This is a genomic window from Arthrobacter sp. NicSoilB8 (assembly GCF_019977355.1).
GTDB lineage: Bacteria > Actinomycetota > Actinomycetes > Actinomycetales > Micrococcaceae > Arthrobacter.
The window spans coordinates 4,171,138-4,191,125 of sequence record NZ_AP024655.1 but is presented as its reverse complement, the minus strand read 5'-3'; the positions used below and the strand labels follow the sequence as shown (position 1 = coordinate 4,191,125).

Here is a 19,988-nt window from a genome sequence, read left to right as displayed (position 1 = left end):
TTCAGGCGTGTCGGCCGGGCGTCAGCGCGCGGCCAGGGAGGAAGTGCGCTGCTCGATCCGCTCGTGCAGCGGCAGCGTTGGAAGACTGATGCCAACAGGGGCGTCGGCGAAGAGGGCGAGATCCATCGTGCGCAGGCGGTCGGAGACGATCAGCGGGAACTCGCAGCGGTCCAGGACGTCCTTTTGCAGGTCGACGCCGGGAGCGATTTCGGTCACGACCAGGCCTCCAGGGGTCAGTTCCAGCACGGCGCGTTCGGTGATGTATTTGACCTTTTGGCCGCGGGCGAGGGCCCTGGGCCCGGAGAAGGTGACGGCGGAGACGTCGTTGACGAGCTTGGTGAAGGGCCCGTCGGAGCGGATGTCCAGGCCCATCTCGCTGGCCCCAATGTCACGGCGTCCGGCAGTGAAGGCGCCCATGAAGACGATCTCCGGGGCGGAGGAAGTGATGTCGGCGAAGCCGCCGACGCCGGCGGTGACGTGGCGCTTCTTGGGCAAGTGGTGGACGTTGACGTTGCCGTGGCGGTCGATCTCCAGGAAGGAGAGCAGCGAGCGGTGGAAGCCGCCGCCCTGAAGGAGAGTGAACTGGTCGATGCTGGGCATGATCGCGTCCGGGTTCTGGGCGCAGCCGAAGGCGAAGTCCAGCAGCGGGATGCCGCCGACGGCACCCTGTTCGATGACCCAGCTGACTTCCCGGCCCTGGTCTTCCTCCACCAGGATGTGCGGCACCAGCGCCGAGACGCCGAAGCCGAGGTTGACGATCTCGCCGGCCTTTAGTTCCTGGGCTGCCCGGCGTGCGGTGATCTTTTCGAGGGAGAAGCCGACGTGCGGGAGGGAGCTCAGGGGCCGGCGCAGCTGCCCGGAGATGGCAGGGTCATTGGGGGTCAGGGTGGTCTGGAGCTGGTCTTCGGCGATCACAACGGCGTCCACAAGGATGCCGGGCACCAAAACGCGCTGGGGGTGCAGGCTCCCGGCCTCCGCCATGCGCTTGACCTGGGCGATGACGATGCCTCCGTTATTGTGCGAGGCGTAGGCCAGGTCCAGGGCCCCCAGCGGCGAGCCTTCGTCCTCAAAGGTCAGGTTGCCGTATTCATCGGCGGTGGTGGCGCGGATGATGGCCACGTTGGGGATGACCGAGGGGAAGAAGAGCCATTCCTGTCCGGCCACAGTGGCGGTTTCGACATGGGCGGCGGGGGTGGTCCCGTTCATGCGGCCGCCCTGCAGCCGGGGGTCGATAAAGGTGTCGAGCCCTACCTGGGTGAAGACGCCGGGCTGCTTCGCGGCGGCGGTGCGGTGCATCTGGTAGATCACGCCGGAGGGAAAGTTGTAGGCCTCCACCTCGTCACGTTCGATCATCTGCCAGATCCTGGGCGGTTCGGCACTGGACGGGCCGGAGGGGTAGGAGCCGGCGATGACCTTGCGCAGCAGGCCCGGCCGGGCGATGTGGTCGATGCCCTTGACGCCGTACATGTCGCCGGCGGCGATCGGGTGTACGGAAGTCAGGTTGGTCGGGTGCGAGGTTTCCTCGAACCTCTGACCGATGCCGGCCAGGACGCTGTCCGGGCAGCCCAGGGCGCTGGAGGAGCTGACGGTGATGACGTCGTCGTCGTTGATGAGGTCCGCTGCCTCGCGGCCCGAGAGGATCTGTACTTTCTGCATGGTGTTCTTCCTGGCTGTTAGTTGATGTGGACGGTGCGTCCGGAGATTGCGGATTCCTGGGCTGCCAGGGCGACCTTGAGGGCCATCAGGCCGTCCCGGCCCGTGGCCGCGGGCACCCCGGTCCCTTCGACGGCGGCGGTGAAGGCCCGCAGGCCGATGACGTAGAGATCCTCTGAGCAGTCGACGTCGACGCTCCTGGTGCCGTCTCCGGTGGTGAGGATCAGTTGGCCCTTGGTGTCCTGGGTCATGGCGTCGATGATCTGGATGGTGCCATCCGTGCCGTGGACTTCCAGGCTGGTCTCCGCGTATCCGACTGTGAACGAGTCGTGGGTCTGGGCCAGGACCGGCGCCTGCCCGTCGTTTTCATAGCGGATGACGGTCATGGCGGCGTCCTCCTGTCCTCCGGTGTTCCATCCGGCTTGCCGGACGGCCAGCGCGGTCACGGCAACGGGGGCGCCCAGCAGGGGGTTCAGGACCGACGCGTCGTGGCAGGTGATGTCCATGATGACGCCGCTGCCGGGGATGCCCTGGCCCAGCCGCCAGCCACGCAGCCGCTCCGGGAGGAGGACGGCGTGGGCGACCTTGGCCGAGAGGACTGTGCCGATGGCCCCCGCGGCGACCAGTTCACGGGCTTTGACGTGCAGGGGGCTGCCGGGCAGGTGGTGGTTGGCGGCAAGGACGAGGCCGGTTTCCTCTGCGAGCGTGACCATCGCCTCGGCCTGGCTGGCCCCCAAGGCAAGGGGTTTCTCGCACAGGACGTGCTTCCCGGCCCTGAGCGCCCTGACTGCCTGGTCGAAGTGCAAGGCATTGGCGGACGAGATGTAGACGGCATCGATGTCCCAGTCCAGCAGTTCGTCCAGGTCGGCGGTGTTGCGGGGCAGCCCGTGGCTCGCCGCGAAGTCGCGGGCCCGCTCGGGGGATCCGCTGACGACGCCGGCAACCTCGGCGCCGGTGGCATGGATTGCGGCGATGACCCGCGTGGCAGCGATGTCGCTGGCGCCGATCAGGCCCCATTTCAGTGCTGGCATTCTGTTCTCCTAGGTTCGGGGTCGCCATTGGGCGGTGGAGGCTCTGACTTTCAGGGCGGGTTCGATGACCGCCCGCTGGGGATCCAGCGAGGAGTCGCGGATACGGTTCAGCAGCAGTTCCGCTGCCTTGCGTCCGATCAGTTCGGGGTACGTGGAAACCGAGGTCAGGGGCGGCAGCAGCAACTCAGCCATGGCGATGTCGTCAAAGCTCGCCACGGAGACGTCCCGGCCGGGTTCGAGGTTTCGCCGGCGCAGTTCGGCGTAGATTCCCAGCGCGACCGCGTCGCTGTAGGCGATGATGCAGTCCGGCCAGATGCCTTGGTCAAGCACGCGGGCCACGCCCTCGGAGCCTCCTGCAGCATTGTTCGTGGTCGTGGCGGCGGACAGGGACGCGTCGAAAACCACGCTGCTTCCGGTGAATCCGCTTTCCAGGCCCTTAATGCGTTCAACCCGTGCCGAAGAGTGTTCCGGGCCGCCAATCAGCACCGCGGACGTTGCTCCAAGAGAGGACAGGTGGCGGCCCAGCTGTTGGCCGGCGGCGATGTTGTCCGGGCCAACGTAGTCCAGCTCCTCGGAGAAGAACCGCGCGATCTGCAGCACGGGTACTGACGAGCGGTCAACGATTCCGCAGACCGGCTCAAGTTCCGACTCCGTGGCCGGCAGCAGAAAAATGCCGTCAACTTGTTGCTGGACCATGGATTCGAGCTGCAGGTATTGGCGCTCCACATCATCGCGGCTGTATCCGACGAAGAGGGTGTAGCCGGCCTCGTGGGCTGCCTCTTCGATGGTCATGGTCAGCCCGGCAAAGTAGGGGTTCCGGATGTCGGTCACGATCAGCCCCAGGGTCATGGACTCGCTGCGCCGCATGTTTGCCGCGTGCCGGTTGTAGACGTAGCCCAGTTCCGCCATCGCCAGCCGTACACGGTCCGAGGTTGCCGCAGGGATCCTGGGACTTTCCCTCAGCACCAGGGATGCAGTAGATCGAGACACTCCGGCAGCCCGGCTCACGTCGTTCAACGTCACTTTTTTCATTGCCTTCACACCTCCCTCAGGCTCGATTCATCATTTCTATCATGTTTTGAATAAGACTGGTAGAGCGATCTACCAAAATCTACTGACGGATAATTGCTGTTAATTCAGGCATTATGAAGGATTGGCGCTTTGAGTTCTACTGGATCTCAGGCTGATCCCATGGTTTCTGCGTATATCTATTGCATCGATCTACCAGTCTATGTAATCTGGACCACAACGCAGGCTCTAGCCGGGCCATATCCGGCGTCTGACAACCCAAAGGAGAGTAGTCATGCGTGCACCAAACAAGCTCAGGATTTCGCTGGCCGTCGCGGCGGCAGCAAGCCTCATTGCCGTAACCGGATGTTCCGCCAACCAGCCCGCGGGAAGCTCCACGAGCGGGGGATCCGACAAACTGGAACTCACGTCCTGGTGGACGTCAGGCTCGGAAGCGGATGCCCTCAACGTGCTGATCGAGGGCGTGAAGAAGAGCTCGCCGGGCCTGGCGGTGGACAACGCCGCGGTGTCCGGCGGCGGCGGCGCCAACGCACGGCAGGCACTTGCGGCACGGTTGCAGGCCGGGAGCCCGCCGGATTCCTGGCAGGTGCATCCCGCCGGGCAGCTGAAGAGCTACGTTGACGGCGGACAGGTCGCCGACCTGACGGAGCTGTGGACCCAGGGCAACTGGGCATCCCAGATGCCGAAGGATGTAGCAGAAGCCCAGCAGGTCGACGGCAAGTACTACACCGTTCCGATCGGCGTCCACCGCGGAAACGTCCTCTGGACCAACCCTGCCGTGCTCTCCAAGGCGAACGTCACGATCGACCCGGCCGCCGGCGTCGACGGACTAATCAGTGGCCTCAAACAGGTGCAGGCCAGCGGAACCACTCCGGTATGCCTCGGCGATAAGGACATCTTCGCGTCAGCGGAACTGCTGGAATCCCTCATCATGTCCCGGGCGGGGGCGGAAAACTGGAAGAAGCTGTTCACCAACGAATACTCCTTCGATGCTCCCGAGGTGAAGCAGGCGCTGGAGGACTACAAGACGCTCCTCTCCCTCGCCAACAAGGACCACTCCGCCATGACCTGGGATGAAGCGGCAAAGAAGATGGCCAGTGGCGCCTGCGCCGTCAACCTCATGGGTGACTGGGCGTACGGCGAGATGGTCAACTCCGGCAAGAAGCCAGGCACGGACTTCGCCTGGGCCACCTTCCCCGGCAAAGCGGATGTCTTTGATTATGTGGGCGACGGGTTCTCCATCCCGGCAAACAATGTCCCGCATGCCGATGCCGCAAAGGCCTGGCTGAAGACCCTGATGGACCCCAAGATCCAGACAGAGTTCGCGGCCAAGAAGGGATCCATCCCGGCGCTGACCAACGCTGACATTTCGGGTCTTTCGAAGTATCAGCAGGAGGCCGCCACGAGTTTCAAGTCCGCGGCAGTGGTTTCCTCGCTGGCCCACGGCCAGGCCGCCTCGGCCGAGTTCGCCCAGACCTACGCCGATGCTGTTTCCACTTTCAACGGCAGCGGAAACGTGGCTGCCTTTGCCGCCAGCATGACGCAGGCGCAGAAGACCCAGCTCTAGTACCGGTCAGCCAACCAAGTCGCAAAGGGTGTGGCTGCGGGTCACTGCAGCCACACCCCCGGACAGGATCAGTTCTCACATGACAACAGCAACAGCACAGCCAACACCGGTGGACCCCGACCCCCGGTCCAGGAAACGACTACCGCACAACGTCAAGACAGCCCGCCGGGCGGCCTGGATTTTTGCCCCCAGCCTGCTCGTCAGCTTCCTCTTCGTCTACGTCTTCATCGGCATCACCGCCTACATCTCCCTCTCCAACTGGAAGATCGGCACCAGCCCGAATCTGAGCCCCCGTCAGCCGCTGGGTGCCACCTACGGGGAGCTGGTCCAGGAACAGCGCTTCCAGGCGGACATTCGAAACGTCGTGATCTTCACGGTTATCTTCCTTGTCCTGGCCATCCTTGGCGGACTCGTCGCGGCCCTGTTCATCCACCACGTCGCGGTCGGCAAGGGACTGTTCAGGACGGTATTCCTCCTGCCGTACGCGTTGTCCTTCATCGTGACCGGTGTTGCCTGGCGCTGGATCTTCTCGCCCTCCACCGGGGTCAACGAGATCCTGCGGAGCATGGGAATTGAAAACCCGCCGGGCTGGACCACAGACCCCACAATCCTTGGCGCCCTGAACGACCCCTCCGGGACGGACTTCCTGAAAGTCCAGATCGGAGTCCCCGTCGCGCTGTTGCCCATCATCTTCGCCGCAGCGTGGCAGCTCGTCGGCTTCGCGATGGCCATGTACCTTGCCGGACTGGCTTCCATCCCGGAAGAACACCTCGAAGCGGCCAACGTCGACGGCGCCAACCTCTGGCAGCGACTGCGCTACATCGTGCTGCCCCAGCTGTGGCCCTCCACGATTACCTGTTTTGTGCTCCTGCTTCACGTGGCCTTGAAGATCTTCGATCTTGTCGTCGCAATGTCAGGTTCGGGCCCCGGATTCGTCACCGACGTGCCCGGCATTTACATCTACAACTACCTCACCAGCCGTTACGACAAAGCCTCGGCAATGGCGATCATCCTTCTCCTCCTGACTCTCGTCGTGATCGTCCCCTACCTCGTACGCGGATACCGGAAAGAGCGAAAGGCATAGAAATGGCCGTCGAAACCCTCGAACCGACCCCGTCCCCAACCATCCGACCGACACGCGGACGTCAGGGAAAGCTCGCCCCCAAGCCCCGGTCCTGGAGCATTCCCAAGACTGCGGGCGGGTGGATTGTCCTAGCGGTGTGCTCGATCGCCACCCTGGGAATGCTCGTGCCCGTCTATGTCATCATCGTCACGGCCCTGTCCGGAAGCACCGGCGCTCCGAACTTCTTCCTTGCGTTCCCCGACGCGCCAAGCCTCGACGCGTTCAAAGGCGCCTGGACGAAACTTCACGGATCGCTGGCGAATTCGCTACAGATCACAATTCCCGCCGCCCTGATTTCCTGCATGCTGGGATCGATCAACGGATACATCCTGTCCAAGTTCCCGTTCAGAGGGTCAAACGCCCTTTTCACAGTTCTGCTGGTGGGCATGTTCATCCCGTTCCAGGCCGTCATCATCCCGGTCTTCCAGTTCCTGAACATGCTGCACCTGCAGGGCAGTCTGTTCGGGCTGATCCTGGTCCACATCATCTACGGCATTCCGATCACGACCCTGATCTTCCGCAACTACTACGAGGGCATTCCCAACGCCATCATCGAAGCGGCATCCATCGACGGCGCCGGGATCTGGCAAACGTATTTTCGCGTGATGCTCCCGCTTTCCGTGCCGGGCTTCGTCGTGGCGGGCATCTTCCAGTGCACCAACATCTGGAATGACTTTCTCTTCGGCTTCATCCTCGCTTCCCCGGCCGCGTGGCCTGCCACAGTGACCCTGAACAACCTCATCGGAACAACCACCGTTGACTACTCCGAGCTGATGGCCGGCGCAGTGCTGGTCGCAGCCCCCACGGTCCTGCTCTACCTCGTCCTGGGCAGGTTCTTCGTCAGCGGCCTCACCGCAGGAGCCGTCAAATGAGCCTGGACGTGCTCTGCGTGGGAGAAACCATGGCCGTGATTACTCCCGCGAAAGCCGAACCCCTCAGCCGGGCCGGGGAATGCCTGCTGGGCTTCGGCGGAGCAGAGTCCAACGTCGCTGCGCATCTGGCCGAATTCGGGTACAGCACCGGATGGGCCAGCCGCCTCGGCCAGGACCCGTTCGGTGACCGGATCGCGGACGGCCTGGCCGCCCGGGGCGTCGACGTCAGCCTGGTCGCCCGCGACAGCACCGCCCCCACGGGCGTGTACTTCAAGGACCCCGATCTGGGCCACGGTGCCAGGACGCTTTACTACCGGGCCGGGTCGGCGGCCTCGGCCATGGCGCCGGAGGATTCCGGCGGATGGCCGCTCGAGCAGACCGGCTGGATCCACACCAGCGGCATCAACGCCGCACTGTCCGCCAGCTGCGCGGCGCTGACGGCGCACCTCCTCGCCCAGGCCAGCGCGAAGGGCTACAGGGTCTCCTTCGACGTCAACTACCGCCCCGCCCTGTGGGGCGTCGACGTCGCCGGACCGCGTCTTTTGGAGCTGGCCGGCAGGGCAACAGTGGTCCTCGTGGGGCTGGATGAAGCAGAAACCTTATGGGGCTGCACCACCGCCGAACAGGTTTCGGTCCTCCTTCCCGGCCCCCGTCATCTGGTCGTCAAGGACGCGGCAAGCGAGGCGGTCGAATTTGTCCGGGAACAGGGCGTGGGCGAGAGCGCCTATCGGATGCCGGCCCGCCGCGTCGACGTCGTCGAGCCTGTGGGCGCGGGCGACGCGTTCGCGGCCGGCTATCTGGCCGGGCTTCTTCGCGGGGACAAACCTGAGGACAGGCTGGGCCTGGGGCATTCTCTTGCTGCATGGACCCTGGGCACCCGTGCCGACTTCCGGCCCGGGCACGGAACCAGACCCCGCAACGACGACGCCGGGCAGCGTCACACAAGCGTGGGCTGACGGCACCGGGCTACCCGCGAGGGGAACTTCACGCCGCCGCACCATCTGGCAACACCACAGAAAGAGAACACCTTGGAACACACACTGCTGAACGACTGGTTTGCCGACGACTTCTTCCGGGTACCCGTCATTGCCGTGCTCCGTGGCCTGACACCGGCCGAAGCAGTCCGCTCCGCCAGCAGGGCCTGGGACGCCGGTGTGCAGCACGTCGAAGTCACGATCGAAACACCTGAAGCTGTCCCCGCGCTTGCCGCCGTCGCGAGGGCCGCGGCGGAACGCGGCGCAGCTGTGGGCGCCGGAACCATTGTCCGAATCGAGCAACTGGACGCCGCAGCTTCGGCCAACGCGTCTTTCACGGTTTCCCCAGGCTTGGATGAAGGAATCATCCAAGAGAGCATCCGCCGTGGCATCCCGCACCTCCCGGGCGTGGCCACCGCGAGCGAGATACTCCGTGCGCGGGCCTTCGGCCTTGCCTGGCTCAAAGCGTTCCCCGCCTCGGTTCTCGGTCCCGACTGGGTCAAGGCCATGAAGGGGCCGTTCCCGGACGTGCACTTCGTGGCCACGGGCGGTATGAAAGCAGCAACGGCCGGCACCTACCTGTCCGCCGGGGTCAGCGTCGTAGGACTGAGTTCCGACTTCTCCTCCGACGCCGGGGCCGCCGCGGTCCGGGAACTTCTTGCATCGACCACGAGGACCACCACAGGCGTGTAGTCCCACCGACGGCGGGCCGGTGGACGTAGGCGGCCCTGTGGACGGCAAAAACAGTCAGCCAGACCAAGAACGGAGTCATAGAAATGACGGCATTCCACCCGTCCCAAGATCATTTCACCAGCCCGGCCACGGCGCACCTGGGACAAGCCCGCAGGACAGGGCCCGGCGAGTGGGTAGCCCTGGATAACTATGGACAGCCGGTGGCAACCATCTGGACGCCGTACCTCGGCCGACCCGTCACTTTCAGGTGCGACCCGCTGCCCCATGCCCGCTATGTGGATGCCGTAGAAGCGGACGACTTCTCAGCCGTCCTCGATTACGCCCTGAACAACTTCACCAGGGCGCACTGACTGCCCGGACGCATCGGACCCTGGCAGGTGTCTGGGGCACGACTCAGCCGGTTGACGCGAACATCCCCCTCGACCAGAGAGCCCGGGCTTGAGCCGTCGACCTGCGAACGAGGGCCGGACGATCGACGAAACCCTGGCCTCAGGTGCCGGGTTGTGCCGTAGGGTAACGGACATGGAACTCCGCCTCGAGGTCGTCCAGGTACCCGTCTCCGACGTGGACCGGGCCAAGGCCTTCTACACCGACAAGCTCGGCTTCGTGCTGGATCACGACGTCAAACACATCCCCGGAATGCGGGTCGTCCAGCTCACCCCGCCCGGTTCAGCAACCTCCATTGTCATCGGAACCGGGATGACCAGCATGGTCCCCGGCAGCCTGGAAGGCCTCCAGCTGGTTGTCCCGGACATGGATGCCGCCCGGAGCGAGCTGCTCCTACGAGGCGCGCCCGTCAGTGAGGCACAGGACATGGGCGGGTTTGCCTTCGCGTATTTCAGCGATCCCGACGGCAACCGCTGGGTGATCCAGGAGATTCCGGCCAAGGACATGCAAAGCCGCCAATAGGCCGGGCTTGCCGAGCCTGACAATGTGGGCGCTGAAATATGCCGTGGCTCTGCGGGCACAACCGGCGTAGCCTGCGCTTGAGGGTTCAGCAACCAGACGCGCACATCGCGCACCTGCATGTCGGCACGAAGGCCATGTCATGAAGAAGTTCGGAACAGATCACGGTCCGCGGCCGTCGGCCGGACCGGGGCACCTGCCGCCACCCCGTGCGCCGTTGCGCCTCGCCGCCACCCTGGCATTTGCCGGCTTCGCGGTGTCCGTGGCGGCCGGGCTGCTTCATGCCGATACCGCCAGCGCCAACGACCACCCGGCGACCTTCGCGGAGTACGCCCGGAGTGGCATCTGGACGGCGGTCCACTTGGGCCAGTTCGCCGGCATGGCGCTTCTCATTGCCGGGCTGCTGGTCCTGCTGGTGGTCCTGAAGGCACCGGACGGGGCCATGGCCTGGACGGCCCGCTTCGGCGCGGTGGCGGCCGTCGCGGCGCTGGCACTGTATGCCGCGCTCCAAGCCGTCGACGGAGTTGCCCTCAAGCACGCCGTGGATGCCTGGGCTGCCGCCGCGGAACCGGAGAAGGCAGCCCGGTTTGCCGCCGCCGAGGGCATCCGCTGGCTGGAGTGGGGCATGCGCAGCTACCAGAGCTTCGTGTTGGGCGCGGCGCTGATCCTGACCGGTGCCGTGGTCATCGGGGCGCGCCGTGTTTCCCGGCTGGTCGGGTACCTCATGGCATTGTCCGGGCTGGCCTACCTGGCGCAGGGCTGGATCACCGGGGCGGAAGGCTTCTCCCCGGCGAACACAATTCCCACGCTCTCGGGCATCGTCCTGATCCTGGTGTGGTCCGTGTGGCTGCTGGTGAGCGCCTGGTTCGGCAGGGATGCGCCCGACCGCGACCCGGGACGCGGGTAACGGGCCGTGCTCCCGGCTCAGGGCAGCCGGTAGCGGATACCCCAGCTAAGTCTCCACGTCTCGCCGGGGGCCAGCCAGCGCAGGCCTTCGCCGCTGTTGAGGGCATCGGCAGGGGCCGTCATCGGTTCCACGGCCACTGCCGTGACCGGGCCGCCGTCGGTGGGGAAGACGCGGGTGGTGAAAGCCTGAATGTAGCCGAAGGACGCGTCCATGAACAGTTGCACCTGGCTGCCGTCCGGGGCTTGAAGATAGTGCAGCGAGCTGCCGTCCGGTTCCCGGCGGACGTTACTCCACGCATCGTCGAGGGCGACGGCGCCGACTCGTTGGCCGGTCCTGAAATCGTGCCGGGTCCCGTGAACATCTGCCGTGGCGCCCGTCGGGTTCAGCCGGTTATCGACCTCGATATGGGTGTCCGCATTGATGACGAGCGTCAGGTCTTCCGTCGGCACAGCGCCCAGCTTGAGGAAGGGGTGCGCTCCGACTGCGGCCGGGGCAGCCCGGCTGCCCGTATTGGTCAGGCTGTGGGTGACACGAAGCCCGTCCTCTGTGAGCTGGTAGCGGACCGCCGTGGCGAGTTCGAAGGGGTAACCCCGGGCAGGCGTGACATCGGCAGCGAGCGTGATACTGTCCGGCGTTCGGTGCGTGACGGTGTACGAGGCGTCGAACAGCAGCCCGTGCAGGGCATTGCCGTTGCCCGGTTCCGTGATGTCCAGCTGCTGCGGATCGCCGTCGTAGGTCCACTGGCCGTCGGCCACCCGGTTGGGCCACGGGACGAGGACCCAGCCGGCGCACGACGGCGGCCCGGACTCGGCGGGGTAGTCCTGCAGGAGGGCGATGCCGTCGATTTCGAGGGCGCGCAGGCTGGCGGCGATTTCCGTCACGACTGCCCTTTGGCGGCGGCCTCCGAGCGTGGCGTGAAGTTCAAAGTTCTCGCCCATCGGCGAAATGCTCTGGTCCTGCAGGGTTTCGTTCTGCGGGGTCTCGTTCTGCAGGGTCTGGTCCTGCACGGTTTTGTTCAGCACGGTCAGCCTGTCTGTGTCGTGGGGGCGGGCGCGGTGCCTGCAGAGGTGCCGGTGATAGTGCCAAGGCCGGCCGGATCGGCCAGGAACTGCGCGAAGGCTAGCTCCGCGGCCCCGATCATCATCAGATCGGAACCGAGCGCCGCACGGTAGATCTTGACCTGGCCGGCGGGGCCGTCCATGGCTTCGGACAGCAGCATTCCGCCCAGCGACGCCGGGGCGAGGGCGTGCAGCGTCCCGAGGAATCCGTCGAGGACGATTGCCTCGGGGTTGAAGATATTCACGGCATTGCGCAGGGCGATGCCCAGATACATGAGCTGGCGGGCGACTTCGTCGTTGACCTCGGCACTGTTGCTGGTGCCGAGGGCCTGTTCAAGGTCGGCGGTGTCGCCGCTGCTCAGACCGGCCAGCCCCAGGAGGCGGGACTGGGAGACTTCGGTTTCCAGGCAGCCCGTGGCGCCGCAGTGGCAGGTGGTGCCTCCGGAGCGGACGAAGGTGTGGCCGAGTTCCCCGGCGTAGCCGGAGGCGCCCCGGAGCAGGTGTCCGTCGGCGATGATCCCGCCGCCAATGCCGCTGGCGCCGCCGTTGAGATAGATCAGGTTCCCCTGGCCGGCGCCGGCACCGAAAATCAGCTCGGCCTCGGCGCCCAGGGAGGCGTCGTTGGCGGCCTGGCACGGGTAGCCGGTGGCTTCGCTCAGCATCCGGGCGACCGGCTCATTGCGCCAGCCCAGGTGCGGCGCGTGCCGCACGAGACCGTCGTCGCGGTTCACCAGGCCGGGCACGGCCATGCCCACGCCGGTGATCCGGTACGACGCGTCCAGTTCGGAGCGCATCCCGGCGATGACGGCCGAGGCGATGTTCACCGCTTCCCGGGCGCTCGGAATCCGTTCGGTTTCGAAGCGGATCTTCTTTTGTACCTTCCCGCCGAGGCTGACCAGGCCGATGGTGACGGCGTCGACTTCCGGATTGACGGCCAGCGCCGCAATCGACGGGCTGGGATGGACCTCGGGGCTGGGCCTGCCCACTTGCCCCTCGCCGGCGGGCGCCGTTTCATAGACCACGCCCAAGGAGATGAGCTGTCCGATCAGCGTCCCGACGGTGGAGCGGTTCAGCCCCGTGTGCCGGGTCAGCTGGGCGCGGCTGAGGACGCCGTGGTGATGGACGAGGGAGGTCAGCAGCGACAGATTGTTCCGGCGCGACGGATCCGGCTCGCCGGCCGGGGCGGAAGCAGGGGTACGTGGAGGCATCATCGTGACACTATCAGCGGCCGAACACCGTGCGGTCCAGGAATGCGTTGCGGAACTTACCGGCCGGATCCAGCCGGCGGGCCAGCGCCGTGAAGTCGGCAAAGCGGGGATACAGCGGCGCGAGGCTGGCCGCGCCGCCGTCGAACAGTTTGCCCCAATGCGGCCGGGCGCCGAACGGGGCCAGTTCCGCTTCAAGGAGCGGCAGGATGGCCTCGACCGCGGGCTCGTCCTGGCGCCAGGTGAAGTGCAGGCCGATCCCGTCCCGGCCGTAGTTGGGGCTGAGCCACAGCTGGTCAGCCGCTATGGTGCGGATTTCCCCGACCAAGAGCAGGGGAGTGACCGTCCCGGAGAGGCTTCGCATGGTGCGGATGGCTTCCACGGCATGCTCGCGGGGGATCAAGTATTCGCTCTGCAGCTCGTCGCCCTTACTCGGGGTGAATTCCATCCGGAAGTGGGCGAGCCTGTCCGACCACGGCCCGGGAACACCGAGCTGCTGAGTGCAGTTGCTTCCGGACACGCCGGGCAGCGGGTGCCGGGCCTGGCTGGCGGGCGTGCCGGAGAAGAACTCCGGCAGTCCGGCGGGCAGCACCGCCTGGTCCGTGCGGTTCTTGAGCCATGCCTGACCTACTGTCTCCCCGCTCCAGTCGGTGAACAGGCTCACGCTGTAGGCCGAGGACGTCAGGGCGTCGAAGCTGTCCAGGACCTGTTCCCAGTCAAGGCCCTCAAAGACACTCTGGGCAACATCGAAGCTGGGCTGGATGTCCAGGGTCAGGCGGCTGACGATGCCGAGCGCGCCCAGCCCCACCACCATGCCGGCGAAGTCGGCGTCGCCGCGCCGGGCCGTGAGGACGGTGCCGTCGGCGGTGACCAGCTCCAGCGCTGCCACGGCGGTGGCGAGGTTCCCGTTGCCGTCGCCCGAGCCATGGGTGGCGGTGGCGACAGCCCCGGCCACCGAAATGTGGGGAAGTGAGGCGAGGTTGTGGAGGGCGAAGCCCTTGCGCTGGAGCTCCGCCGCGAGCGTTCCGTAGCGCGTGCCGCCGCTGACCGTGACGGTCATGTTCTGCGTATCGATGCTGATGCCGGCGTCGAGCGCATCCAGCACCACCAGGGTTCCGGCGGTGTCGGCAATGTCGTTGAAGGAATGGCGGGATCCCAGTGCGCGGACGTTCCCGGCGCCGGCCACCAAGTCCTGCAGTTCCGCCATGCTCGCAGGATGGGCGATTCGCGGCGCCCGGTAGCCGTAGTTTCCCGCCCAGTTGCGTGCGGTCACCATCTGATCGATCACGGTTGAATCCTTCATTCGAGGGCCTGCCTGCAATGCCGGCGGCGTCGCGGCGGTCCGATCAAGGCACGCCACGGCGCTATTTGCTGTCATTCACAACATAACAGTCGGCGGCTCAAACCTCTAGGGCGCAGGCAAGATTACCCAACTTCTCGGCAGGCATGTGGTTGACACCACGGAAATCCATAATATGTTTGTGTCTAGAACAATTCATTGCGAAACTCGATTCCCCACCCACACCTACCCACCAACCACACCTACCCTCGGAGCATTCAATGGCGATTCAGCCCACCCGTGACGACAAGTTTTCCTTCGGCCTCTGGACAGTGGGCTGGGAGGCCCAGGACCAGTTCGGCTCGGCCACCCGCCCGCCCCTGGACACGGTGGAGGCCGTCAACCGGCTCAGCGACCTCGGCGCCTACGGCATCACCTTCCACGACAACGACCTCTTTCCTTTCGGCTGCTCCGCCGCTGACCGCCAACGCGAAATCGACCGGCTGACCGGTGCGCTGAAGGCCACCGGGATGATCGTGCCGATGGTCACCACCAACCTCTTCAGCCACCCGGTCTTCAAGGACGGCGGCTTCACCAGCAACGACCGTGGCGTCCGGCGCTTCGCCCTGCGCAAAGTGCTGGACAACATCGACCTCGCCGCCGAGCTTGGTGCCGAAACGTTCGTCATGTGGGGCGGCCGCGAAGGCAGCGAATACGACGCCGCCAAGGACATCCGCGGCGCCCTGGAACGCTACCGCGAGGCCGTGAACCTGCTGGGCGACTACGTCACGGACAAGGGCTACAACATCCGGTTCGCCATCGAGCCCAAGCCCAACGAACCCCGCGGCGACATTCTGCTCCCCACCCTGGGCCACGCCCTGGCGTTCATCGAAACCCTGGAACGCCCGGAACTGGTGGGCATCAACCCCGAAACCGGGCACGAACAGATGGCCGGGCTGAACTTCACCCACGGCATCGCCCAGGCGCTCTACCAGGGCAAGCTCTTCCACATCGACCTCAACGGCCAGCGCAGCATCAAGTTCGACCAGGACCTGGTGTTCGGCCACGGAGACCTGCAGAACGCGTTCTCCCTGGTGGACCTGCTCGAAAACGGCGGCCCCGACGGCGGACCCGCCTACGACGGCCCGCGCCACTTCGACTACAAGCCCAGCCGCACCGAGGACATCGACGGCGTGTGGGACTCCGCCGCCGCCAACATGCAGACCTACCTGCTGCTCAAGGAACGCGCCAAGGCCTTCCGCGCAGACCCCGAGGTCCAGGCCGCGCTGCAGGCCTCGCGCGTTGCGGAAATCAACGAACCCACGCTCAACCCGGGCGAAGGGTACGAACAGCTCCGCGCCGACCGTGCTTCCTACGAGGACTTCGACGCCGACGCCTACTTCGGCGGCAAGGGCTTCGGTTTCGTGAAGCTGCAGCAGCTCTTCATCGAGCACCTGCTCGGCGCCCGCTAACACCGTGACGGCTGCTCCCATGACTCTCGTTGCCGGCGTCGACTCCTCCACCCAAAGCTGCAAGGTGGTGATCCTGGACGCCGGCAGCGGCGCGCTGCTCCGCGAGGGCCGCGCCGCCCACCCGGACGGAACAGAGGTCCACCCGGACCACTGGTGGCGGGCCTTGTCAGAAGCGTTCGACGACGCCGGCGGTCTGGCGGACGTCTGCGCACTCTCGGTGGGGGGCCAGCAGCACGGCATGGTGCTGCTGGATCACGCCGGCAACGTGGTGCGCCCGGCCCTGTTGTGGAACGACACCCGCTCGGCGGGGGCCGCGGCCGCCCTCACCGACGAAGTGGGGGCGGACGACTTCGCCCGCAGGACCGGTCTGGTCCCGGTGGCCTCCTTCACCATCACGAAGGTCCGCTGGGTCCGGGAGCACGAGCCGGAACTGGCGGACCGGGTGGCGGCCGTTGCGCTGCCCCACGACTGGCTGACGTGGCGGCTGCGCGGCTACGGCCCGGCAGGCTCCAGCCCCCTGGGCCCGGACCTGGACCAGCTCACGACGGACCGGTCGGATGCCAGCGGAACGGGCTATTGGAGCCCCTCGGCCGGCGGGTACGATCTCGAGCTGTTCAAGCTCGCCTTCGGCCGGGACGCCAGGGAGGCCGCCGGGGACGCCGGGCCGGGGGATCCGGGCACCGTGGTCCTGCCCCGGGTTCTCGGCCCCGGCGACGCTGCCGGCGAAATCCACCCCGGCTGCTTCGGATCCGCCGCTGTGCTGTCCGCCGCTGTGCTGTCCGGCTCTGCGGGGTCCGGCTCTGCGGGGTCCGGCTCTGAGCTGTCCGGCTCTGCCGGAACCGGGCCCCGGGTCCTGCTCGGTGCCGGCGCCGGGGACAACGCGGCGGCCGCCCTGGGCCTGGGGGCCGGGCCTGGAGACGTGGTGGTGTCCGTGGGCACCAGCGGCACGGTGTTCTCCGTGGCGGCGCAGCCCGTTGCCGATCCCAGCGGAACCGTGGCAGGCTTCGCGGACGCCAGCGGCGAGTACCTGCCCATCGCCGTGACCCTCAATGCCGCGCGGGTGCTCAGTTCCGTGGCCGGTCTCTTGGGCGTGGACTTCGACGAACTGTCGCGGCTGGCCCTTGAAGCCGAACCCGGCGCCGGCGGCGTGGTGCTGGTGCCGTATTTCGAAGGTGAGCGCACGCCCAACCTGCCCCACGCCAAGGCCAGCCTGCACGGGCTCAGCATCGCCTCCAGCACCCGGAGCAACTTGGCCCGGGCTGCCATCGAAGGCATGCTCTGCGGACTGTCCGGCGGGCTGGATTCCCTGCGGGAACACAGCGACGCGGCAACACGCCTGCTCCTGATCGGCGGCGCCGTGCAGAACCCTGCGGTGCAGGCCATCGCGGCCCAGGTCTTCGATCTGCCGGTGGTGATCCCCAGCCCCGGGGAGTACGTGGCCCGGGGTGCGGCAGTCCAGGCGGCGTGGGCGCACGGCGGCAACCGGCCGGACTGGCCCGTCGCGGTCGACGCCGCGCCGGCGCCGGACTTCCGGCCGGAAATACTGCAGAACTACCTGGTGGCGAGCGGCCACGTCATGCAGGAGGCGCCGTCGAGTCCCGGACGATGAGATGGGTGGCAAGTTCCACCCGCTGCGAATCAAGCTCCTCGCCGTTGGCCTGGCGGAGAACGGTGCGCAGGGCGGCGCGGCCCATCTCCTGCAGCGGCTGCGCCACGGTGGTCAGGGCCGGGATGGACTGCTCGGCCTGGTAGGTGCCGTCGAAACCGACCAGGCTGAGGTCCTCGGGGATCCGCATGCCGTGCCTGCGGGCCTCGGCCAGGACGCCGAGTCCGATGCTGTCGCTGCCGGCGAAAATGGCGGTCGGGGGCTCGGGGAGGGCCAGGAGTGTCTTGAGGCTGCGGATTCCGTGCTCGGGGCGGAACTTGTCCAGCAAGACGTAGTCGGGCCGCACCTCGACTCCGCCGGCCATGAGGGCCGCCATGTACCCGTGCAGGCGCGCCTGATTGCACTCGGCCGTCTCCGGTCCGCCAATGTATGCGATCCGCCGGTGGCCGAGTTCCAGCAGGTGCTCGGTGGCTGCCTTGCCGCCGGCCCAGTTGGTGGCCCCCACGCTGACCACCTCCGGCGGCGGCGGGTTGAGCGGATCGATCACCACCACGGGGATGTGCCGCCGGCGGAAGGCGTGCAGCTGGGCCGTGCTGAACCCGGACGTCACCACAATCAGGCCGACCCGGCCTTCATCCAGAATGCGCTGGGCCCGCCGCTCCGGACTGAGCGTCACGGCCGGCTGGTGCCCGGTCACATCGAGGAGCACTTCGACGTCGGTCGAGGCGGCCTGCTCCAGGATCCCGTTCAGGACCTCGACGGCGTAGGCCGAGTACAGGGAGTCGAACACCACTTCCACGATGGCCGTCCGTCCGTCGGCCTTCTTGCGCTGCTGGGGAGACTGGTAGCCCAGTTGCTCCAGTGCCGCCAGAACCTTGGCCCTGGTGGTCTCCGCCACGTCTTCCCGCCCGTTGATCACCTTGGAGACCGTGGGGGAGGAGACGCCGGCCTCGCGGGCGACGGCCGCAAGCGTTGGCCTGCCGGGACCCTGAACTATTGACACGATATCTCCTGTGTTTTCGAAATATTTCGATACGAAGCAGTCTGGCGTGCTTTGCCCTTCGCGTCAAGCGTGCGGTTCATGTAACACCTCCAGGTTCCGAATCCGCCCTTGACTGTGACCGCAGTCACGGTTACTTTAGTTTCACAAGTCGCAGACTTTTACGAAACTTTTCGAAAATCTAGCTTCACCCATCAACAGCGGCAGCGCAGTCTTCTTCGAGACAGGCTGGCCTGCCGCCACTCACAACCGGGACCTCAGCGCAGAACCCGGAGGACGAATGGAATCCCAGATGAAAAACCGTACGTTTCGCCGTGCCGCGATCGCCGTTTCCGCGGCGGCAGTTTCACTCAGCCTGGCCGCCTGCGGCTCCAGCGGCCCGGCCGGCACCGCCGCGAGCGCCGACTCCGCCACCATGTGGGGCCTGACGGGCGGCAACCAGCCCGTGCTGCAGAAGTCCGTCACAGACTGGAACTCCGCCCACCCGGATTCGTCCATCAAGCTGGATTTCTTCGCGAACGACGCCTACAAGACCAAGGTGCGCACCGCCGTCGGCGCCGGCCAGGGTCCCACCTTCATCTACGGCTGGGGCGGCGGCGTGCTGAAATCCTACGTGGACGCCGGACAAGTTGATGATCTCTCCGCGTTTTTGAAGGAAAACCCCGGCGTGCAGGACCGCTACCTCCCGGCGGTACTGAAAAACGGCGTCATCGACGGCAAGACCTACGCCCTGCCCAACAACAACGTGCAGCCCGTGGTGCTGTACTTCAACAAGGACGTCTTCGCCAAGGTGGGGGCCGAGGCTCCCAAGACCTGGGACGAGCTGATGGCACTGGTGCCGAAGTTCAAGGCCGCAGGCATTGCTCCGTTCTCACTTGGCGGCCAGTCCAGGTGGCCGGATCTGATGTGGCTGGAGTACCTCGTGGAGCGCATCGGCGGCCCGGAGGTCTTCGCCAACATCGCCGCCAACAAGCCCGACGCATGGTCCGACCCCGCGGTCACCGAGGCGCTGACCAAGATCCAGCAGCTCGTGGACGCCGGCGGCTTCGTCAACGGCTTCTCGTCCATCGCGGCGGACAGCAACGCCGACCAGGCGCTGCTGTACACCGGAAAGTCGGCCATGATCCTGCAGGGCGGCTGGATCTACCAGAGCATGAAGAAAGACGCCGCCGACTTCGTCAAGAGCGGCAAGCTCGGCTACACCACCTTCCCCACAGTCTCCGGCGGCAAGGGAGACCCGGCCAACGTGGTGGGCAACCCGTCCAACTTCTGGTCCATCTCCTCTAAGGCCACCGAAGGCCAGAAGAAAGCCGCCCTCGGATTCGTGAAGGACGGCATGTTCTCCGACAGCAACATCCAGAGCCTCATCGACTCCGGGGCCGTGCCCGTCGTCAAGGGCATCGAAAGCAAGCTCGCCGCATCCCCGGACAAGGACTTCCTGACCTACGTCTACGGCATGGCCAAGGACGCCCCGAGCTTCACCCTCTCCTGGGACCAGGCGCTCAGCCCGGCGCAGGGTGACGCCATGCTGGCCAACCTCGACCAGATATTCCTGAAGAAGATCACCCCGGAGCAGTTCGTCGCCACGATGAACGCGACGATCGGAAAGTAAT

18 protein-coding genes are annotated in these 19,988 nt (G+C 66.2%); 11 read left to right on the top strand and 7 right to left on the bottom strand.

What is annotated here, in order from left to right:
• Positions 1-21 precede the first annotated feature (21 nt).
• From LDO15_RS18920 to LDO15_RS18910, 3 genes are read right to left on the bottom strand one after another with little or no spacing between them, the layout of a single operon-like run.
• Positions 22-1,656 (bottom strand): CoA-transferase, encoded by a 1,635-nt coding sequence (locus LDO15_RS18920; protein ID WP_223981153.1) that lies wholly within the window; start codon positions 1,654-1,656, stop codon positions 22-24.
• A 17-nt stretch (positions 1,657-1,673) separates the two neighbouring features.
• Positions 1,674-2,684, bottom strand: a complete 1,011-nt coding sequence (locus LDO15_RS18915) for a Gfo/Idh/MocA family oxidoreductase (protein WP_223981150.1) — start codon at positions 2,682-2,684, stop codon at positions 1,674-1,676.
• Positions 2,685-2,693: 9 nt separating this feature from the next.
• On the bottom strand, positions 2,694-3,716 hold the full coding sequence (locus LDO15_RS18910) for a LacI family DNA-binding transcriptional regulator (RefSeq protein ID WP_223981148.1): 1,023 nt from the start codon (positions 3,714-3,716) through the stop codon (positions 2,694-2,696).
• A 271-nt stretch (positions 3,717-3,987) separates the two neighbouring features.
• Between LDO15_RS18910 and LDO15_RS18905 the strand changes: the two genes are divergently transcribed.
• The 8 genes from LDO15_RS18905 to LDO15_RS18870 all read left to right on the top strand — a co-directional run bounded on the left by LDO15_RS18905 (position 3,988) and on the right by LDO15_RS18870 (position 10,755).
• Positions 3,988-5,280: an ABC transporter substrate-binding protein gene (locus LDO15_RS18905; RefSeq protein WP_223981146.1), complete on the top strand. Its 1,293-nt coding sequence runs from the start codon at positions 3,988-3,990 to the stop codon at positions 5,278-5,280.
• A 79-nt stretch (positions 5,281-5,359) separates the two neighbouring features.
• A complete protein-coding gene (locus LDO15_RS18900) occupies positions 5,360-6,364 on the top strand; it encodes a sugar ABC transporter permease (RefSeq protein ID WP_223981144.1) in 1,005 nt (334 codons plus the stop codon).
• Positions 6,365-6,366: 2 nt separating this feature from the next.
• Complete coding sequence (locus tag LDO15_RS18895) at positions 6,367-7,275, top strand: carbohydrate ABC transporter permease (protein WP_223981142.1); 909 nt, start codon at positions 6,367-6,369, stop codon at positions 7,273-7,275.
• Positions 7,272-8,231, top strand: coding sequence for a sugar kinase (locus LDO15_RS18890; RefSeq protein ID WP_223981140.1), 960 nt, complete (start codon positions 7,272-7,274; stop codon positions 8,229-8,231). Before LDO15_RS18895 ends, LDO15_RS18890 begins: the two co-directional genes overlap by 4 nt.
• Before the next feature lie 72 nt (positions 8,232-8,303).
• Positions 8,304-8,942, top strand: coding sequence for a bifunctional 4-hydroxy-2-oxoglutarate aldolase/2-dehydro-3-deoxy-phosphogluconate aldolase (locus LDO15_RS18885; protein ID WP_223981138.1), 639 nt, complete (start codon positions 8,304-8,306; stop codon positions 8,940-8,942).
• An 83-nt stretch (positions 8,943-9,025) separates the two neighbouring features.
• On the top strand, positions 9,026-9,292 hold the full coding sequence (locus LDO15_RS18880; RefSeq protein WP_223981136.1) for a hypothetical protein: 267 nt from the start codon (positions 9,026-9,028) through the stop codon (positions 9,290-9,292).
• Positions 9,293-9,464: 172 nt separating this feature from the next.
• The gene (locus LDO15_RS18875; RefSeq protein ID WP_223981133.1) at positions 9,465-9,851 is read left to right on the top strand and encodes a VOC family protein; all 387 of its coding nucleotides are present in this window, start codon (positions 9,465-9,467) and stop codon (positions 9,849-9,851) included.
• Between the two features lie 139 nt (positions 9,852-9,990).
• The gene (locus LDO15_RS18870; protein WP_223981130.1) at positions 9,991-10,755 is read left to right on the top strand and encodes a DUF4386 domain-containing protein; all 765 of its coding nucleotides are present in this window, start codon (positions 9,991-9,993) and stop codon (positions 10,753-10,755) included.
• A gap of 17 nt (positions 10,756-10,772) precedes the next feature.
• Here the strand turns inward: LDO15_RS18870 and LDO15_RS18865 are convergent, their stop codons facing one another.
• The 3 genes from LDO15_RS18865 to LDO15_RS18855 are packed head-to-tail and all read right to left on the bottom strand — an operon-like array spanning position 10,773 to position 14,321.
• On the bottom strand, positions 10,773-11,777 hold the full coding sequence (locus LDO15_RS18865; RefSeq protein WP_223981127.1) for an aldose 1-epimerase family protein: 1,005 nt from the start codon (positions 11,775-11,777) through the stop codon (positions 10,773-10,775).
• A 2-nt stretch (positions 11,778-11,779) separates the two neighbouring features.
• Positions 11,780-13,024 (bottom strand): ROK family protein, encoded by a 1,245-nt coding sequence (locus LDO15_RS18860; protein ID WP_223981125.1) that lies wholly within the window; start codon positions 13,022-13,024, stop codon positions 11,780-11,782.
• Between the two features lie 10 nt (positions 13,025-13,034).
• Positions 13,035-14,321: an FAD-binding protein gene (locus LDO15_RS18855; protein ID WP_223981123.1), complete on the bottom strand. Its 1,287-nt coding sequence runs from the start codon at positions 14,319-14,321 to the stop codon at positions 13,035-13,037.
• A 257-nt stretch (positions 14,322-14,578) separates the two neighbouring features.
• Between LDO15_RS18855 and xylA the strand changes: the two genes are divergently transcribed.
• Positions 14,579-15,769, top strand: coding sequence for a xylose isomerase (gene xylA / locus LDO15_RS18850; protein WP_223981120.1), 1,191 nt, complete (start codon positions 14,579-14,581; stop codon positions 15,767-15,769).
• A gap of 19 nt (positions 15,770-15,788) precedes the next feature.
• Positions 15,789-17,378 carry an FGGY family carbohydrate kinase gene (locus LDO15_RS18845; protein WP_223981117.1) on the top strand — a complete coding sequence of 530 codons (1,590 nt, stop codon included), beginning with the start codon at positions 15,789-15,791 and terminating at the stop codon, positions 17,376-17,378.
• Here LDO15_RS18845 and LDO15_RS18840 read toward each other — a convergent pair.
• On the bottom strand, positions 17,344-18,378 hold the full coding sequence (locus LDO15_RS18840; protein ID WP_223981114.1) for a LacI family DNA-binding transcriptional regulator: 1,035 nt from the start codon (positions 18,376-18,378) through the stop codon (positions 17,344-17,346). The genes LDO15_RS18845 and LDO15_RS18840 overlap by 35 nt on opposite strands.
• Positions 18,379-18,667: 289 nt before the next feature.
• Here LDO15_RS18840 and LDO15_RS18835 point away from each other — a divergent pair, with 289 nt between their 5' ends.
• Positions 18,668-19,987 (top strand): extracellular solute-binding protein, encoded by a 1,320-nt coding sequence (locus LDO15_RS18835; RefSeq protein WP_223981111.1) that lies wholly within the window; start codon positions 18,668-18,670, stop codon positions 19,985-19,987.
• Position 19,988: the final 1 nt, after the last annotated feature.

What these genes read in the sequence shown, in the direction of transcription:
- LDO15_RS18905 (WP_223981146.1), top strand. Translation starts at nt 3,988, where the DNA reads ATGCGTGCACCAAACAAGCTCAGGATTTCGCTGGCCGTCGCGGCGGCA.
- LDO15_RS18880 (WP_223981136.1), top strand. Translation starts at nt 9,026, where the DNA reads ATGACGGCATTCCACCCGTCCCAAGATCATTTCACCAGCCCGGCCACG.
- LDO15_RS18910 (WP_223981148.1), bottom strand. Translation starts at nt 3,716, where the DNA reads ATGAAAAAAGTGACGTTGAACGACGTGAGCCGGGCTGCCGGAGTGTCT.
- LDO15_RS18895 (WP_223981142.1), top strand. Translation starts at nt 6,367, where the DNA reads ATGGCCGTCGAAACCCTCGAACCGACCCCGTCCCCAACCATCCGACCG.
- LDO15_RS18860 (WP_223981125.1), bottom strand. Translation starts at nt 13,024, where the DNA reads ATGATGCCTCCACGTACCCCTGCTTCCGCCCCGGCCGGCGAGCCGGAT.
- LDO15_RS18900 (WP_223981144.1), top strand. Translation starts at nt 5,360, where the DNA reads ATGACAACAGCAACAGCACAGCCAACACCGGTGGACCCCGACCCCCGG.
- LDO15_RS18855 (WP_223981123.1), bottom strand. Translation starts at nt 14,321, where the DNA reads ATGAAGGATTCAACCGTGATCGATCAGATGGTGACCGCACGCAACTGG.
- LDO15_RS18915 (WP_223981150.1), bottom strand. Translation starts at nt 2,684, where the DNA reads ATGCCAGCACTGAAATGGGGCCTGATCGGCGCCAGCGACATCGCTGCC.
- LDO15_RS18920 (WP_223981153.1), bottom strand. Translation starts at nt 1,656, where the DNA reads ATGCAGAAAGTACAGATCCTCTCGGGCCGCGAGGCAGCGGACCTCATC.
- LDO15_RS18875 (WP_223981133.1), top strand. Translation starts at nt 9,465, where the DNA reads ATGGAACTCCGCCTCGAGGTCGTCCAGGTACCCGTCTCCGACGTGGAC.
- xylA (WP_223981120.1), top strand. Translation starts at nt 14,579, where the DNA reads ATGGCGATTCAGCCCACCCGTGACGACAAGTTTTCCTTCGGCCTCTGG.
- LDO15_RS18835 (WP_223981111.1), top strand. Translation starts at nt 18,668, where the DNA reads ATGAAAAACCGTACGTTTCGCCGTGCCGCGATCGCCGTTTCCGCGGCG.
- LDO15_RS18845 (WP_223981117.1), top strand. Translation starts at nt 15,789, where the DNA reads ATGACTCTCGTTGCCGGCGTCGACTCCTCCACCCAAAGCTGCAAGGTG.
- LDO15_RS18890 (WP_223981140.1), top strand. Translation starts at nt 7,272, where the DNA reads ATGAGCCTGGACGTGCTCTGCGTGGGAGAAACCATGGCCGTGATTACT.
- LDO15_RS18870 (WP_223981130.1), top strand. Translation starts at nt 9,991, where the DNA reads ATGAAGAAGTTCGGAACAGATCACGGTCCGCGGCCGTCGGCCGGACCG.